Annotated in this window: 15 protein-coding genes and 1 pseudogene; 12 read left to right on the top strand and 4 right to left on the bottom strand. The window is 59.0% G+C overall.

The genetic code is table 11. From position 1 onward, the window contains the following. Nucleotides 1-62 precede the first annotated feature (62 nt). Entirely contained in the window at nucleotides 63-2,114 is a 2,052-nt protein-coding gene (metG, locus tag HX868_RS29735; protein WP_095014904.1) for a methionine--tRNA ligase, read from the bottom strand. Nucleotides 2,115-2,286: 172 nt separating this feature from the next. Here metG and apbC point away from each other — a divergent pair, with 172 nt between their 5' ends. Beyond that, nucleotides 2,287-3,381: an iron-sulfur cluster carrier protein ApbC gene (gene apbC / locus HX868_RS29730; protein WP_177005318.1), complete on the top strand. Its 1,095-nt coding sequence runs from the start codon at nucleotides 2,287-2,289 to the stop codon at nucleotides 3,379-3,381. Between the two features lie 492 nt (nucleotides 3,382-3,873). Here the strand turns inward: apbC and fdxA are convergent, their stop codons facing one another. After that, a complete protein-coding gene (gene fdxA / locus HX868_RS29725; RefSeq protein WP_003208688.1) occupies nucleotides 3,874-4,197 on the bottom strand; it encodes a ferredoxin FdxA in 324 nt (107 codons plus the stop codon). A gap of 142 nt (nucleotides 4,198-4,339) precedes the next feature. After that, on the bottom strand, nucleotides 4,340-6,931 hold the full coding sequence (gene mutS / locus HX868_RS29720) for a DNA mismatch repair protein MutS (RefSeq protein WP_177005317.1): 2,592 nt from the start codon (nucleotides 6,929-6,931) through the stop codon (nucleotides 4,340-4,342). Between the two features lie 210 nt (nucleotides 6,932-7,141). On the opposite strand from mutS, the gene HX868_RS29715 reads away from it, so the two are divergent. The 11 genes and pseudogenes from HX868_RS29715 (at nucleotide 7,142) to recX (ending at nucleotide 14,383) form a co-directional block, all read left to right on the top strand. After that, nucleotides 7,142-7,876: a LexA family transcriptional regulator gene (locus HX868_RS29715; RefSeq protein WP_016977944.1), complete on the top strand. Its 735-nt coding sequence runs from the start codon at nucleotides 7,142-7,144 to the stop codon at nucleotides 7,874-7,876. 594 nt (nucleotides 7,877-8,470) lie between these two features. Next, complete coding sequence (locus HX868_RS29710) at nucleotides 8,471-8,815, top strand: phage holin family protein (RefSeq protein WP_177005316.1); 345 nt, start codon at nucleotides 8,471-8,473, stop codon at nucleotides 8,813-8,815. A gap of 21 nt (nucleotides 8,816-8,836) precedes the next feature. After that, complete coding sequence (locus tag HX868_RS29705) at nucleotides 8,837-9,313, top strand: hypothetical protein (protein WP_177005315.1); 477 nt, start codon at nucleotides 8,837-8,839, stop codon at nucleotides 9,311-9,313. Nucleotides 9,314-9,385: 72 nt separating this feature from the next. After that, nucleotides 9,386-9,544: a zinc finger domain-containing protein gene (locus HX868_RS29700; RefSeq protein ID WP_099494182.1), complete on the top strand. Its 159-nt coding sequence runs from the start codon at nucleotides 9,386-9,388 to the stop codon at nucleotides 9,542-9,544. A gap of 38 nt (nucleotides 9,545-9,582) precedes the next feature. Further along, on the top strand, nucleotides 9,583-10,545 hold the full coding sequence (locus HX868_RS29695; protein WP_177005314.1) for a DUF6242 domain-containing protein: 963 nt from the start codon (nucleotides 9,583-9,585) through the stop codon (nucleotides 10,543-10,545). A gap of 388 nt (nucleotides 10,546-10,933) precedes the next feature. Further along, nucleotides 10,934-11,118 (top strand): annotated as a pseudogene (locus HX868_RS30985) (MFS transporter); the annotation flags it as partial. A gap of 57 nt (nucleotides 11,119-11,175) precedes the next feature. After that, nucleotides 11,176-11,733 carry a glycoside hydrolase family 19 protein gene (locus HX868_RS29690; protein WP_177005313.1) on the top strand — a complete coding sequence of 186 codons (558 nt, stop codon included), beginning with the start codon at nucleotides 11,176-11,178 and terminating at the stop codon, nucleotides 11,731-11,733. Then, a complete protein-coding gene (locus HX868_RS29685; RefSeq protein ID WP_177005312.1) occupies nucleotides 11,721-12,182 on the top strand; it encodes a lysis system i-spanin subunit Rz in 462 nt (153 codons plus the stop codon). The genes HX868_RS29690 and HX868_RS29685 overlap by 13 nt, the downstream gene beginning before the upstream one ends. Before the next feature lie 81 nt (nucleotides 12,183-12,263). Beyond that, the gene (locus HX868_RS29680; protein WP_033899920.1) at nucleotides 12,264-12,764 is read left to right on the top strand and encodes a CinA family protein; all 501 of its coding nucleotides are present in this window, start codon (nucleotides 12,264-12,266) and stop codon (nucleotides 12,762-12,764) included. A gap of 84 nt (nucleotides 12,765-12,848) precedes the next feature. After that, nucleotides 12,849-13,907, top strand: coding sequence for a recombinase RecA (gene recA / locus HX868_RS29675; protein ID WP_003189042.1), 1,059 nt, complete (start codon nucleotides 12,849-12,851; stop codon nucleotides 13,905-13,907). An 8-nt stretch (nucleotides 13,908-13,915) separates the two neighbouring features. Next, entirely contained in the window at nucleotides 13,916-14,383 is a 468-nt protein-coding gene (gene recX, locus HX868_RS29670; RefSeq protein ID WP_177005311.1) for a recombination regulator RecX, read from the top strand. 142 nt (nucleotides 14,384-14,525) lie between these two features. Here recX and HX868_RS29665 read toward each other — a convergent pair whose 3' ends face one another. Further along, nucleotides 14,526-15,638, bottom strand: coding sequence for an LOG family protein (locus HX868_RS29665; RefSeq protein WP_177005310.1), 1,113 nt, complete (start codon nucleotides 15,636-15,638; stop codon nucleotides 14,526-14,528). Nucleotides 15,639-15,840 lie beyond the last annotated feature (202 nt).

The raw sequence follows: 15,840 nt of genomic DNA, 5'->3' as shown, positions 1-15,840 counted from the left end.
AGCGAAAAGAGGGGACTAGCTGAAAAGCCCGGCCGCCGAAACGACAGGGCTTTCTCGCAGGCTTACTTGATGCGTTGACCCGGCTTGGCACCGCTGTCAGGGCTGAGCAGGTAGATCTCCTCCCCACCAGGGCCGGCCGCCATCACCATGCCTTCGGAAACGCCGAACTTCATCTTCCGCGGCTTGAGGTTGGCGATCATCATGGTTAGGCGACCATCGAGCTTGGACGGGTCTGGATAAGCGCTCTTGATGCCGGAGAACACGTTACGTTGCTCGCCGCCGAGGTCCAGGGTCAGGCGCAGCAGCTTGTCGGCACCTTCCACGGCTTCGGCCTTGACGATCAGCGCGACACGCAGGTCCACGGCAGCGAAAGCGTCAAAGTCGATTTCCGCAGAGATCGGGTCCTTGGCCAACTCACCATTGCCCGCGGGTGCGGCCGAACCGGTATCGGTCTGGCTGGCGACCAGGTCTTCTTTCGAAGCGTCGGTCATGGCCTGGACTTTCACCGGGTCGATACGGGTCATCAGTGGCTTGAACTCGTTCAACTGATGGTTGCTGAGCAAGGTGGCGTGATCGTTCCAAGTCAGCGGCGCCACATTGAGGAATGCTTCGGCGTCGGCAGCCAGCAGCGGCAGCACGGGCTTGAGGAAGATCACCAGTTGGCGGAACAGGTTGACGCCCGTGGCGCAGATCGCCTGGACCTCCGCCTGCTTGCCTTCCTGTTTGTTCAGCGACCAAGGTGCCTTGTCGGCGATCCATGCGTTGGCGCGGTCGGCCAGGCCCATGATCTCGCGCATGGCGCGAGCAAAGTCGCGGGCTTCATAGGCATCGGCGATGCTTGGCGCAGCGGCCAGGAAGGCGTCGGTCAGTTCCGGAGCGGCGTTCTCTGCTACCAGCAGGCCGGCGTTGCCCTTGTGGATAAACCCGGCACAACGGCTGGCAATGTTGACGACCTTGCCGACCAGGTCCGAGTTGACCTTCTGTACGAAGTCTTCCAGGTTCAGATCCAGGTCATCGACGCCACGGCCCAGTTTGGAGGCGTAGTAGTAGCGCAGGTATTCCGGCGACAAGTGGTCCAAGTAGGTGCGCGCCTTGATAAAGGTGCCACGGGACTTGGACATCTTCTGGCCGTTGACCGTCAGGTAGCCGTGCACCGCGATGGCGGTCGGCTTGCGATAGCCCGAACCTTCAAGCATTGCCGGCCAGAACAACGCGTGGAAGTTGACGATGTCCTTGCCGATGAAGTGGTACAGCTCGGCAGTGGAATCCTTGTTCCAGAACGCGTCGAAGTCCAGACCCGGCGTGCGGTCGCACAGGTTCTTGAAGCTGGCCATGTAGCCGATCGGCGCATCCAGCCACACGTAGAAGTACTTGCCCGGCTCGCCCGGGATTTCGAAGCCGAAGTACGGCGCATCGCGGGAGATGTCCCACTGCTGCAGGCCGCTGTCGAGCCATTCGGAGAGTTTGTTGGCCACAGCGTCCTGCAGGGTGCCGCTGCGGGTCCAGGTTTGCAGCATCTGCTGGAAATCCGGGAGCTTGAAGAAGAAATGCTGGGAGTCCTTGAGCACCGGGGTGGCGCCAGAGATCGCTGACTTAGGGTTCTTCAGCTCGGTGGGCGCGTAGGTCGCACCGCATTTCTCGCAGTTGTCGCCGTATTGGTCTTCAGTGCCGCATTTCGGGCAGGTGCCCTTGATGAAGCGGTCGGCCAGGAACATTTTCTTTTCCGGGTCGAAATATTGGGTCACCGAACGCTGGTCGATATGCCCGGCTTCTTTCAAGCGCAGGTAGATCTGGCTCGACAGCTCGCGGTTTTCTTCGGAGTGGGTCGAGTGGAAGTTATCGAAATCCACCAGGAACTCGGCAAAGTCGGCGCTGTGTTCAGCCTGCACGTTGGCGATCAGTTGCTCCGGGGTGATCCCTTCCTTTTCGGCGCGCAACATGATGGCCGAACCGTGGGCGTCGTCCGCGCAGACATAGATGCATTGATTGCCGCGATGCTTCTGGAAGCGCACCCACATATCGGTCTGGATGTACTCAAGCATATGGCCAAGATGGATGGAACCATTGGCATAGGGCAGGGCGCTGGTGACGAGGATCTTGCGTGGCTCGGACATGGGGCTCGGCTACTTGATGAAACGGAGGTCGGCCACTATAAAGCGCCGGGAAATATATTTCACCCCGTGGCGCTGTTTCAGAATCTTCCGAACCTGTGAAAGCATGCCGTTACGCCGCTGGAACGGTTAGGATAGCCGCCTGTTTCAGTCAGTCTTTTTTCGGGAGTAGCCCATGAGCGCCGTCAATCGCGCAGCGGTGGAAGCCGTGCTTCGCCAGTACACCGACCCTTATTTGAACCAGGACCCGGTCAGTGCCGGCTGTGTGCGTGCCATCGACGTCCAGGGCGACCAGGTGTCGGTCCAGTTGGAACTGGGTTACGCCGCCGGCCTGTTCAAGAGCGGTTGGGCGCAGATGTTGCAAATGGCCATCGAGGGCTTGGACGGCGTGCGTTCGGCCAAGGTCGACATCCAGTGTGTGATTGCCGCGCACAAGGCCCAGGCGCAAATCCCAGGGCTGGCCAACGTCAAGAACGTGGTGGCTGTGGCCTCCGGCAAGGGCGGCGTGGGCAAATCCACCACGGCGGCCAACCTGGCCCTGGCCTTGGCTCGCGAAGGCGCACGCGTGGGCATTCTCGACGCGGATATCTACGGCCCGAGCCAGGGCGTGATGTTCGGCATCGCCGAAGGCACGCGGCCGAAGGTCAAGGACCAGAAGTGGTTCGTGCCGATCGAGTCCCTGGGCGTGGAGGTGATGTCCATGGCCTTCCTTACTGATGACAATACGCCGATGGTCTGGCGCGGGCCGATGGTTTCCGGCGCCTTGCTGCAACTCGTCACCCAGACCGCCTGGGGCGACCTGGACTACCTGGTGATCGACATGCCCCCAGGCACCGGTGATATCCAGTTGACCCTGGCGCAGAAAGTCCCGGTGGCCGGCTCGGTGATCGTCACCACGCCTCAGGACCTGGCATTGCTCGACGCGAGAAAAGGCGTGGAGATGTTCCGCAAGGTCAATATCCCGGTGCTGGGCGTGGTGGAGAACATGGCGGTGCACATCTGCTCCAACTGCGGCCACGCCGAGCACCTGTTCGGCGAAGGCGGTGGCGAGAAGCTGGCCACCCAGTACGGGGTGGAACTGCTGGCTTCATTGCCGCTGTCTATGGTGATTCGTGAGCAGGCTGACGGTGGCAAGCCGACTGTCGCGGCGGACCCTGACGGCCAGATCGCCATGGTCTATCAGGAGCTGGCCCGCCATGTGGGCGCGCGTATCGTGCTGCAGGAAGCCGCTACGCCGGCGATGCCGACCATCACGGTCAGCGACGACTGAGGGCATTGAAGGGAAAAAGCCTCGACGGTGTCGGGGCTTTTTCATGTCTGGACGGTGGTCAAGGCGGGTTTATTTCTCATTTACGCAATTGGTCGTGTAAGCATTTGCTTACTTTTTCGTAAGCGTTTGGTTTTTTTGCCCGCCAAGTACGTCCCAGTTCGTCGAGAGCGTTTTCTATCCTGTTGAAAAATAACAATTAATTATCGTCTGTTGAGCATGAAAGCCTGTCAGTCGCCGGAATGGATCCCGTTGAACTTCCTTTGGAACTCTCTAACATCAGCCCTGTGTCCACGGATTGGCACAGCCATCAAGGAACGATGGTTTAGGGAACGTCGCAGGATGCGATTCATCAGGATGATGAAAAGGAATACAGGGACTAGGGAAAAAATGTGGGCGGGTCATACCGCCCCTTTTTTTTGCCTGTAGGAAAGTGAAACCGGCTTTCCAGAAACGCAAAAAGGCCCGCAAGGGGCCTTTTGGGAGGCGAGGCTATCAGCGCTCGAGGTCTGCAATCTTACCTTTTTTGCCATCCCACTCCGCTGCATCCGGCATCGGGTCTTTGCGTTCAGTGATATTCGGCCAGATTTCCGCCAACTCGACGTTCAACTGAATGAATTCCTGCATCTCTGCCGGGACTTCGTCCTCGGAGAAAATAGCGACGGCCGGGCATTCAGGTTCACACAGGGCGCAATCAATGCACTCGTCCGGGTGGATGACCAGGAAGTTCGGGCCTTCGTAGAAGCAGTCCACCGGACATACTTCCACGCAGTCGGTGTACTTGCACTTGATGCAGTTGTCGGTAACGACGAAGGTCATTTCTAATTCTCTCCTCAGGCGGCGGCAGCGAAACCCTTTGTGGCAGGGCTCGCGAGGTTCGGGAGCGATAGTCTGCAGGCCAGGCTAATAGCATGCAGCATCCCAAACCGCGCGAGAGTCTACCAGCTTGCTGGCCTCAGCGTTATATCCGAGTCTTCAGTGCATATAACATTTCGAGTGCTTTTCGCGGCGTCAAGTCATCCAGGTCAAGCTTTGCCAACTCATCCAGCACCGGGTGGGGCAGGCTAGCGAACATGTCGCTCTGATGTGGCGCAGCCGGTTTGCTGGAGGCTTTGACAGGGCTGGCGACCACGGTTTCATGGGGCAGCGCCGTGGTTTCCAGGCGGCTGAGGTGTTCGCGGGCGCGGGTGATCACGTCATTCGGCACACCGGCCAGTTGGGCCACGGCCAGGCCGTAACTCTGGCTGGCCGGCCCCGGCAGCACGTGGTGCAGGAACACGATGCGCTCGTTGTGCTCGGTGGCGTTCAGGTGCACGTTGGCTACCAGTGGTTCGCTTTCCGGCAGCACGGTCAGCTCGAAATAGTGCGTGGCAAACAGCGTGTAGGCACGCAGATGCGCCAGGCGTTCGGCTGCCGCCCAGGCCAGGGACAGGCCGTCGAAGGTGCTGGTGCCGCGGCCCACTTCGTCCATCAGCACCAGGCTGCGTTCGGTGGCGTTATGCAGGATGTTGGCGGTCTCGCTCATTTCAACCATAAAGGTCGAACGGCCACCGGCCAGGTCGTCACTGGAACCGATCCGGGTGAAAATGCGGTCCACCAGGGACAGCTCGCAACTAGCCGCCGGCACAAAGCTGCCGATATGCGCCAATAGCACGATCAAAGCCGTCTGGCGCATGTAGGTGGATTTACCGCCCATGTTCGGACCAGTGATCACTAGCATGCGGGTATCGTCGTCCAGCGACAGGTCGTTGGCGACGAACGGCGTGGTCAACACCTGCTCCACCACTGGGTGGCGACCTTGCACGATGCGCATGCACGGCTCGCTGACAAAACGCGGGCAGTTCAGATCAAGGTTCAGCGCGCGCTCGGCCAGGTTGCTCAGCACATCCAGCTCGGCCAAGGCGGCGGCGGTATCCTGCAGCGGTGCCAACTGGCTGATCAGGTCTTCCAGCAGGTTCTCATAGAGCATCTTTTCTCGAGCCAGGGCACGACTCTTGGCCGACAGTGCCTTGTCTTCGAACTCTTTCAGCTCTGGGGTGATGAATCGCTCTGCACCTTTGAGCGTCTGGCGACGTTGATAGTCGATCGGTGCCGACTCGGCCTGCTTGCTCGGCAATTCGATGAAATAGCCGTGCACGCGGTTGTAGCCGACTTTCAGGTTGGCCAGTCCGGTACGGGCTTTTTCGCGGGCTTCCAGGTCAATCAGGAACTGCCCAGCGTTTTCGCTCAGGGCTTGCAGCTCGTCCAGCTCGCTGTCGTAACCGGTCTTCAAGACGCCGCCGTCGCGAATGATCGCGGGCGGGTTGTCGATGATGGCTTTTTCCAGCAACGCCGCCAGTTCCGGGTAAGTACCGGCGGTGACCGCGAGCTGTTGCAGGTGTGGCGTGTCCAGTTCGGTCATCGCCGCTTGCAGTTGTGGCAAGGCACCGAGGGCATCACGCAGGCGCGCCAAGTCACGCGGCCGCGCATTACGCAAGCCGATCCGCGCCAGGATGCGCTCGATATCGCCGATTTCCTTGAGCTGTGGCTGCAGCTTTTCAAAGCGATAGCCGTCCAGCAGGCAGGTAATAGAGGTCTGACGCGCCTGCAGCACGCTCAAGTCGCGCAGAGGACGGTTCAACCAACGGGTCAGCAAACGGCTACCCATGGCGGTCTGGCAACGGTCGACCACCGATTGCAGGGTGTTGTCACGCCCGCCGGCCAGGTTGGTGTCCAGCTCCAGGTTGCGACGGCTCGCGCCATCGAGCACCACGGTATCGTCCAGACGCTCATGGCGCAGGCTGCGCAAATGCGGCAAGGCCGTGCGCTGGGTTTCCTTGGCGTAACCCAGCAAGCAACCGGCGGCACCGATGGCCAGGGTCAGGGTTTCGCAACCGAAGCCTTTTAGGTCTTGCACCGAGAACTGTTGGCAAAGACTTTTCAACGCCGAGTCACGCTCAAAATCCCACGGCGCACGGCGCTTGGCCCCACGGCGTTTTTCCGCCGGCAGATCCTTCGGCCAATCGTCCGGGATCAGCAGCTCAACCGGGTTGATGCGCTCCAGCTCCGCCAACAGGTTCTCCCAGCCCTTGATCTCCAGCACACTGAAGTTGCCGCTGGTGATGTCCAGCACCGACAGGCCAAACAGACGTTCATCGCCCAACACCGCCGCAATCAGGTTGTCGCGACGCTCATCCAGTAGCGCCTCATCACTCACCGTCCCCGGCGTAATAATGCGCACCACCTGACGTTCCACCGGCCCCTTGCTGGTGGCCGGGTCGCCGATCTGCTCACAGATCACCACCGACTCGCCCAGCTTCACCAGCTTGACCAAGTAACCTTCCAACGAATGGTAAGGAATCCCACACATCGGAATCGACTGCCCCGCCGACTGCCCACGCGCCGTCAGGGTAATGTCCAGCAGCTTGGCGGCCTTCTTCGCGTCTTCGTAGAAGATCTCGTAGAAGTCGCCCATGCGGTAGAACATCAACTGATCAGGGTGCTGGTTCTTGAGGCGCCAGTACTGCTGCATCATCGGGGTGTGGGAGGACAGGTCTGAAGTGGTTTTACTCATTGGGTCGTAGGCAAATTCGTTGAAAGGAGTGGGGCAAAGGTGGGGCATTCCGCCCTGCGATTTTGCGATGGGCGCAAGGTTAACACGCGAGGTCTGCGGTTCGCAGTCCACATCACCACACTTGAAAGGGCCCAAGAAATGCATCGGTTATGCATAAATAATGCAAATTAGCATTTGCCAACCTCAAAATCTCCCGTCACTATCCCCGTTATGCAAAAACGCAACGTTTCTATCGTCTTACGCGAACTGCTGGACCGCGACCGGATCTCCCCCACGGAGCTTCACCGGCGTACCGGCGTGCCTCAATCCACGCTGTCCCGGATCCTCAGCGGCAAGATCGTTGATCCGTCGGACAAGCACATTTCCCGCATCGCCGAGTACTTCCGCGTGAGCACCGACCAACTGCGCGGACGCGTGGCGGTGGGCGTTTCGCGGGAGGACGGTCGCGACCCGATGCATTCGGAACTCAAGGACATAAGCCTGTGGGACGATGACACCCCCGTTAATGATGACGAGGTGTCGATCCCCTTTCTGCGCGAGGTTGAATTGGCTGCTGGATCAGGAAGATTCGTCATCGAGGAAAGCGAGAAGGCCAGCCTGCGGTTCGGCAAGCGCAGCCTGCGGCATAACGGTGTGCAGTTCGACCAGGCCAAGTGCGTGACGGTACGCGGAAACAGCATGTTACCAGTGCTGCGCGATGGCGCGACGGTCGGGGTTAATGCGGGCAAGAGTGGCATTGGTGACATCGTCGATGGTGACTTGTATGCCATCAACCACAACGGCCAATTGCGGGTTAAGCAGCTCTACCGCCTGCCTTCCGGGATTCGCCTGCGCAGTTTCAATCGCGATGAGCACCCGGATGAGGACTACAGCTTCCAGGATATCCAGGATGAGCAAATCAGCATCCTGGGTCATGTGTTCTGGTGGGGTATGTACGCCCGTTAACCTTCTTCTGTAAGACAAAGCCCGCCAACGAGCGGGCTTTTTTTCGCCTGGAAAAAACCACAAAACCCACAGTCCACAAGGGCGGAAATGCATTCGTGCATTTTCATGCTGAAAATAAATGCATTTATGCATTGACTGTATATGCATACATGCATATTCTTCATCTCAAGCCAGCCAACAAGGTCTGGTGGAGGCGGCAAGGATGCTGCCAGTCAACACAAGGAAGTCACGCAGCACCGGCAAGGACGCCATCCGAGCGATGGCAAGGACGCCAGAAACACCGGCAAGGATGCCGACGCTCTTTAGTTTCACCGCTTAACAAACAGGCAGCGATGAACCGGCCTTAACGGTTCAGAGGGTTGGCAACTGACCCGGGTGTGCAGCGTAAAGCACCAGAAGCAGTTATCCGGCAGACAGGGGTCGTGGTCGGAAAAACATCGAGGAAAGATCCGTACCGCGCCAGTAGCGCCGAAAGATCGACTGAGGACCGCATTACTGAAAAGCCCGGGTAACCGGGCTTTTTGGAATGTCTACCTACATGGATTTACCCAAGAGCCGGCCCCCTGCCGGTAGTGCTCAGCCAGGAGGCGTGACATGACAAACGAGCAGCAGGCGTTAGCGGAAATGCCTATCTGGCTGGTAATCGTACTGGCGCTGATCGGCGGTGTATCCGGCGAAATGTGGCGCGCCGACAAGGAGGGCGCCCGTGGTTGGTCGCTGATTCGGCGCCTGGCCCTGCGGTCCGGGGCGTGCATGGTCTGCGGGGTATCGGCATTGATGCTGTGCTACGCCGCCGGCATGTCGATCTGGACCGCTGGCGCCATTGGCTGCCTAACCGCCATGGCCGGGGCGGACGTGGCCATCGGCCTTTATGAACGCTGGGCGGCCAAGCGCATCGGGGTCAACCAGGCCTCGAACTCTCGCCCGGATCAGCGGTAAGCGCTGCAAGGATGCAAGCAGATGACGCTTCTCGAAAAACCTTCCCAGCTACCTGCGGCGATTGGGGACGCGCTGAAGCGCGCGTTCCCACAACTACGGGTCGGTAATCACCATGACTTCTCCGACACGGGCGACAAAACCGGCATTTTGATCAGCGTGGAGCGCAATGGCCCGGGCGTTCGCTCCTTTGCCGGGCGCAAGGCGCATGTCTTGTCGGTTTCACTCAAGGCCACGGTCGTCAGTGGCTCGACGCCCTTTGACGCCTGCGACCTGGCCAGCCGACTGATGGATTTGGCCCTGGATAACCGCTGGGGCTTGCCGCCCGAGCAATGCGACTTGCCCACTGCGATTGTCGCGGCCCCTTCCGTGCTCAGCAGTGCGGAAACGGACTATGACACTTGGATTGTATCCTTCACCCAGAACTTCTACCTCGGACTGTCTCTGCTCAAAGATCCCGCAGGCATGCCGCCGTCTACGGACCTGTGTAGGTGGGTGTGAGAGGGCGGCGAATGTAACGCCGCTTCCTAATCAATCACACGGAAAAGGTGGTTCAGTAAAAGGAATTTGCAGATGTTGAAAGAATTCAGATGCGGTAACTGCAAAAGACTTCTCGCCCGTACGGGTGGGTTTACAGAGCTCCAGATCAAATGTTCCCGATGTGGGACGCTGAATCATGTGAAGGCCGCGAGCCTCGAGCAATCGCCGATGAGCGCCATACGCCCAATATAGAGGCCTGAACTTAAATCAGCTCAGTAACGGAGTTTAAAATGGAAAACGCAAACTTAGCGTCTCAAACCTTGCAAGATCTTTGGACCCAAGTGCAACCGGTGGATAACACCGGCATGCTTAGGCGCGTGGTTTTTGGGGACGGCAAGTTTTATGCGGCTGGTGGCAACGGTCTTCCCACAACCACTCAGCTTGTCAGCGGAGGCGCGACTGGTACAGCTTGGACCAAGCTTAAGGACATCGTCACCTCTGATAGCGGAAAGGTCCTCAACGATCTGTACTGGAACGGTCTTGGGACACAGCTTCAAGCCCTTTCTCAATCCGGCAATGTGGTCTACGGCAGCACAGCACGCCCTGAAAGGGCTTGGACAAACATTACGGCAACTGTTCGCGTGTCCGGAGACTTGCAAGGCATTGTGTATTATCAGCCAATTTCCGGCAGCGACGCGACCTGGATACTGGTTGGGTCTAACGGTAAAGTCTTTTCCCGTTATGGCGATTGGTCAGGCCAGGTGGAGCGCACTACGACCTTCACTTCTGGCGAGACTGTGCACTGCGTCAACGTCATTGGCGTTTTTGTGTTGGTTGCGGGATCGAATGGGAAGCTGCTTAGCGCTGTGAAGATGGCGACGGGTGATTCGCAATCATTCGGGACCAGAACCAGCACCTTCGGCACTAGCACCATCCTTTCCATGAAGCTTTGCAACGGGAAAATGTTTATCGTTGGTGCGGATGGCAAGATGGCATATTCATCCGATGGGCTTAACTGGACTGCTGTTGGAGATACCAGTTTCGGTGGAACCATCATCCGCGACATTGCTTACGGTAATGGCAAGTATGTAGCTGTCGGCGACGGCGGCAAGACAGCCGTTTCCGAGGATGGGATCGGCTGGGTTCAGCAAGCCAACACTTTCGCAGGAACCGATATCCGGAGCGTCGCCTACGGCAACGGCAATTTTGTAGCTGTTGGTGCAGGCGGCAAGATTGCTTACTGGACTCCATGATCTTCTACCTCCCTGCGTAATAGAGCCCAGCCGTCGCGCTGGGCTTTTTCATTTCTGATTCAGGCTCGCCACAGCCAGGGTGGCCCTTCGGGGGATGCCTGGACGCTGAAAAGCCGGTAGTGCAGCGCTACGGAAAAAAACCGGCAGCCCGTGCGCTCTGTTCACACCAGACTTCCAGAGTGGCGCGAGACTGGATTGGCGAGATCGATGCATTGGGGCGTCGACGCTGGGCTGGTCTTTGGCTGACTGCGGGAAAGACCGCGCACCTATTCAGGGCCTCGACATGATCGGGGCCTTTTCGTTTTCGGCTCCACCACACCCATTGCTCCGAGCTGGGAGTGCTGCTGGGGCCGTTCCAATTCAAGTCATGCCCCACGGAGTCGAGCGCATGGAGTATTTACAGCGCCTGCTCGACAAGATCGACAGGTTCGAATTGTTGATTGCGGGCCTCGTTGGGGCGGTGATCGCCAGTTGGTGGCACAAGGACGACCTGGCGAATTGGCGTACTTGGGTGATCTTCTTAATCACTGGGGCGCGAGTTCGTTGCACCTGGCTGGAATGGTCAGTGCCTATCGCAGTTCCAACACGGACGTTGGTTTGTCTACCTAGGGGGCTTTCAAGGTGACTGTGGTGTTGATAACGCAGCCTCAATTGATTCAAATCATGCCAGGCGCTAGCCGTATGGCGGGCCTTTTTTCAACCGCGCTGAATGCGACTTTTGTTCGGTACGAAATCAACAGCGTGCTGCGCGCCGCCGCTTTTCTCGCGCAGATCGGCCACGAATCCGGCGAACTGCACTACGTGCGCGAACTCGGCAGCGATACTTATTTGAGCAAGTACGACACCGGTACGTTGGCCGCGCGCCTGGGCAATACGCCTGAAGCGGACGGCGACGGCCAGAAGTACCGGGGCAGGGGGCTGATCCAGGTCACCGGTCGCCGCAACTACCTGGCATGCAGCCAAGCGCTGTTCGGCGATGATCGCTTGCTGCAACAACCCGAATTACTGGAGCAACCACAATGGGCCTGTGAATCCGCCGCCTGGTTCTGGCAAAGCAATGGCTTGAATGAACTCGCCGACAAGGACCAGTTCACCACCATCACCCGGCGTATCAACGGCGGGCTCAATGGCCTGGAGGACCGTTTGCAGTTGTGGGCGCGGGCGAAGGCGGTGTTATGCGTTTCTTAGTTGCGATTGGCGTATGCGTGCTGGTGGTCGTTGTCTGGCAGGTGCAGGCGTGTCGGTACGAGGCACAGATTGAACGCTTGTCGGCCGCACAGACCCAGAAAGCCCTGCATCTACAGCAGGCCGAGCAAGACAGACGGCTGGCCCTTGAGCAACGGCTCAGTGCCATCGACCAACAACATGCCCGGGAGTTGAGCGATGCCCAGCGTAATCAAGCAGCTTTGCGTGACCGCATTGCCACTGCTGATGTGCGGCTGTCAGTCCTTCTCGACGCTTCCAGTGGCTGCCCAATGCCAGCCGCCACCGCCGCCGGCAGCGTGGTTCATGCAGCCCCGCGAGCCCGACTTGACCCAGCGCATGCTCAGCGAATTATCCGCATCACCGACGACGGCGACAGCGCCCTGATTGCCTTGCGTGCCTGCCAGGCGTATGTGCGAGCCGTCGCCCGTTAGTGTCTTGAGACAGTCCGTCACTTGCGTGTGAGATTGTCTCCTGTAGGGTAGGCGAACCCCCGCCCACGACTGGAGACGACCGTGAAGGAAATCACTCAACTGGCTGCTGAACTGGGGCGCCGTTTGCAGGTGCTCAATGCCCACGTCACCACTGCCGAGTCCTGCACCGGCGGTGGAATCGCTGAAGCCATCACGCGGATCCCGGGAAGCTCGGCCTGGTTCGAGGCGGGGTATGTCACCTATTCCAACCGCCAGAAGACCCGACAGTTGAATGTGCCGGAAACGTTGTTTCCAAAAGTGGGCGCCGTCAGCCAGGAAGTGGTGGAGGCGATGGTCCGCGGCGCACAGGAAAAAAGCCTGGCGCGCTTTGCCGTGGCGGTCAGTGGCGTAGCGGGGCCGGATGGCGGTTCGCCGGACAAACCGGTGGGCACCGTATGGCTGGCTTTCGGCGTCGGCGAAGAGGTCACGGCCGAGCTTGAGCACTTCACCGGCAACCGCGATGAGGTCCGCCGACAAACGGTAAAGGCCGCGCTAGAGGGCTTGTTGCGACGAGCTGCAGCAGAAATAGAAAATCAGGGGTAGGCGATCTCCGATCTTTGTGGAACAATACTGTCTACTTATACAGGTGTTGGCCCCCCCGGCCTTATTGATTACGTGAGGACTTTAATGGACGACAACAAGAAGAAAGCCTTGGCTGCGGCCCTGGGTCAGATCGAACGTCAATTCGGCAAGGGTGCCGTAATGCGTATGGGCGATCACGACCGTCAGGCGATCCCGGCTATTTCCACGGGCTCTCTGGGTCTGGACATCGCGCTCGGCATTGGCGGTCTGCCAAAAGGCCGTATCGTTGAAATCTACGGTCCTGAATCTTCCGGTAAAACCACCCTGACCCTGTCGGTGATTGCCCAGGCGCAAAAAATGGGCGCCACCTGTGCGTTCGTCGACGCCGAGCACGCCCTGGACCCTGAGTACGCCGGCAAACTGGGCGTCAACGTCGACGACCTGCTGGTTTCGCAGCCGGATACCGGTGAGCAAGCCCTGGAAATCACCGACATGCTGGTGCGCTCCAACGCCATCGACGTGATCGTGGTCGACTCCGTGGCCGCCCTGGTGCCCAAGGCTGAAATCGAAGGCGAAATGGGTGACATGCACGTGGGCCTGCAAGCCCGTCTGATGTCTCAGGCGCTGCGTAAAATCACCGGTAACATCAAGAACGCCAACTGCCTGGTGATCTTCATCAACCAGATCCGTATGAAGATCGGCGTGATGTTCGGCAGCCCGGAAACCACCACCGGTGGTAACGCGCTGAAGTTCTACGCTTCGGTCCGTCTGGACATCCGCCGTACCGGCGCGGTGAAAGAAGGTGACGAGGTTGTCGGTAGCGAAACCCGCGTTAAAGTCGTGAAGAACAAAGTGGCCCCGCCATTCCGTCAGGCCGAGTTCCAGATTCTCTACGGCAAGGGCATCTACCTGAACGGCGAGATGATCGACCTGGGTGTGCTGCACGGTTTCGTCGAGAAATCCGGTGCCTGGTATGCCTACAACGGCAGCAAGATCGGCCAAGGCAAGGCCAACTCGGCCAAGTTCCTGGCAGACAACCCGGATATCGCTGCCACGCTTGAAAAGCAGATCCGCGACAAGCTGCTGACTGCCGCTCCAGACGTGAAAGCTGCCGCCAATCGCGAGCCGGTTGAAGAAGTAGAAGAAGCTGACACCGACATCTGAAGCACACGATGACAGTTGTACTGGATACACTCGTCGCCGTTCGGCGCACTGCAATGGACCTGCTCGCTCGCCGCGAGCATGGTCGAGTCGAGCTGACGCGTAAGCTGCGTCAGCGCGGCGCAGAGCCCGAGATGATCGAAACCGCCCTCGACCGCCTGACGGAAGAGGGGCTGCTTTCCGAAGCCCGATACCTCGAAAGTTTTGTCTCTTACCGAGCTCGCTCCGGCTACGGCCCGGCGCGTATTCGCGAAGAGCTGAGCCAGCGTGGTCTGCAACGCGCGGATATCGACCTTGCCTTGCGCGAGTGCGGGATCAGTTGGCAGGCGCAGTTGGAGGACACCTGGCGGCGCAAGTTCTCTGGCCATCTGCCGATTGATGCCAAGGAAAGGGCGAAGCAGGGACGATTTCTCAGCTATCGCGGGTTCTCGATGGAAATGATCAGCCGCTTGTTGAGCGGCCGGGACATGGACGACTGAACACTGTTGTAGAGGTGAGCGATCTGCTGTGGCGAGGGAGCTTGCTCCCGCTGGGCTGCGTAGCAGCCCCATCCATCTGGATCAATGCATATAAAAAGACCCACTATGAAAATAGTGGGTCTTTTTTTTTGCCCTCAAAAAATCACGCTGGCTCCGGCGCCACTCTCTGCTGCGCCTTGCCCTGGGCCTGTGCCCAGTTCTCCGGCAAATTGATGTAATCCACCAGCTCCCGCAACCGGCCCTGGTCGCGCCCGTTGAAATTGAACACCAGCCGCGTCAAATGGCTGAACCTCGGTTCATCATGTTCCTCGCCGGTATACGCGAGCTGTCGGAACTCGCCACTCAGTCGCAGGCTGGCGAACTCGCCTTGCAAATGGGTCAATGCCTGTTCACTGAGCGGGTGATTCATGCGCACCACAAATTCCCGTTTCAGCCAGCGGGTAGAGTGGAAGTTGGCATAAAACTGGTTGATCTCGTCCACAGCCTCTTCGGCGCTGTAAACCAGTCGTATGAGCTTGAGGTCGGTGGGCAGAATGTAGCGGTTGGCTTCCAACTGGCTGCGGATGAAGTCCAGGGCGCCCTGCCAGAATCCGCCGCCTGGCGCGTCCAGCAGCACCACCGGGACCAGCGGGCTCTTGCCGGTCTGAATCAGTGTCAACACTTCCAGCGCTTCGTCCAGGGTGCCGAAACCGCCAGGGCACAGCACCAGGGCATCGGCTTCCTTGACGAAGAACAGCTTGCGGGTAAAGAAGAAGTGGAAAGACAGTAGGTTTTCAGTGCCATCAATCGTTGGGTTGGCATGCTGTTCAAACGGCAGGGTAATGTTGAACCCCAGGCTGTGTTCCAGTCCCGCGCCTTCATGGGCGGCGGCCATGATGCCGCCACCGCCGCCGGTGATCACCATCAGGTTCGAGCGCGCCAGTGCCGCGCCGACTTCACGGGCCAGTGCATACAACGGGCTTTCTATCGGTGTGCGAGCCGAGCCGAACACCGTGACCTTGCGGCGGCCCTTGAACTGCTCGAGTACGCGGAAGGCATTGTCCAGTTCGCGGATGGCTTGCAGGGTGATTTTGGCGTTCCAGCGGTTGCGGTCGTCCTGCGCCATGCGCAGCACGGTGAGGATCATGTCGCGATACAGGGGGATATTCGGGCTGTTGGGGGCGATCAGCTGGAGTTGTGCGTCGACCTGCTGTGTAAGGTCGGTGCCGTGTTCTTCAAAATGTCGGAGCAGGCGGTCATTCGGTTCGTAAGGCATTCAACTTCTCCTTCTTGCAGGGCACCTTCGCCGCAGGCGACGACACTGCTTGTGTCGCTGTTTGCCGCAGGGGCAACCTTCTTTTGCCCTGAAAATGTTACAGAACAGCATGAAAAGCGCTGTGAATGAACGGTCGGGATGGCTTGATCATGGGCCGGAAAACCCTTGGCTGGCAACCACTTATTGGTCGCTCACTACAGAG

Source organism: Pseudomonas reactans (assembly GCF_013385825.1).
Taxonomy (GTDB): Bacteria; Pseudomonadota; Gammaproteobacteria; order Pseudomonadales; family Pseudomonadaceae; genus Aquipseudomonas; species Aquipseudomonas reactans.
This window is presented reverse-complemented; position numbering and strand designations above follow the sequence as displayed.

Coding starts and splice junctions, on each gene's coding strand:
- metG (WP_095014904.1), bottom strand. CDS start 2,114: ATGTCCGAGCCACGCAAGATCCTCGTCACCAGCGCCCTGCCCTATGCC.
- apbC (WP_177005318.1), top strand. CDS start 2,287: ATGAGCGCCGTCAATCGCGCAGCGGTGGAAGCCGTGCTTCGCCAGTAC.
- fdxA (WP_003208688.1), bottom strand. CDS start 4,197: ATGACCTTCGTCGTTACCGACAACTGCATCAAGTGCAAGTACACCGAC.
- mutS (WP_177005317.1), bottom strand. CDS start 6,931: ATGAGTAAAACCACTTCAGACCTGTCCTCCCACACCCCGATGATGCAG.
- HX868_RS29715 (WP_016977944.1), top strand. CDS start 7,142: ATGCAAAAACGCAACGTTTCTATCGTCTTACGCGAACTGCTGGACCGC.
- HX868_RS29710 (WP_177005316.1), top strand. CDS start 8,471: ATGACAAACGAGCAGCAGGCGTTAGCGGAAATGCCTATCTGGCTGGTA.
- HX868_RS29705 (WP_177005315.1), top strand. CDS start 8,837: ATGACGCTTCTCGAAAAACCTTCCCAGCTACCTGCGGCGATTGGGGAC.
- HX868_RS29700 (WP_099494182.1), top strand. CDS start 9,386: ATGTTGAAAGAATTCAGATGCGGTAACTGCAAAAGACTTCTCGCCCGT.
- HX868_RS29695 (WP_177005314.1), top strand. CDS start 9,583: ATGGAAAACGCAAACTTAGCGTCTCAAACCTTGCAAGATCTTTGGACC.
- HX868_RS29685 (WP_177005312.1), top strand. CDS start 11,721: ATGCGTTTCTTAGTTGCGATTGGCGTATGCGTGCTGGTGGTCGTTGTC.
- recA (WP_003189042.1), top strand. CDS start 12,849: ATGGACGACAACAAGAAGAAAGCCTTGGCTGCGGCCCTGGGTCAGATC.
- recX (WP_177005311.1), top strand. CDS start 13,916: ATGACAGTTGTACTGGATACACTCGTCGCCGTTCGGCGCACTGCAATG.
- HX868_RS29665 (WP_177005310.1), bottom strand. CDS start 15,638: ATGCCTTACGAACCGAATGACCGCCTGCTCCGACATTTTGAAGAACAC.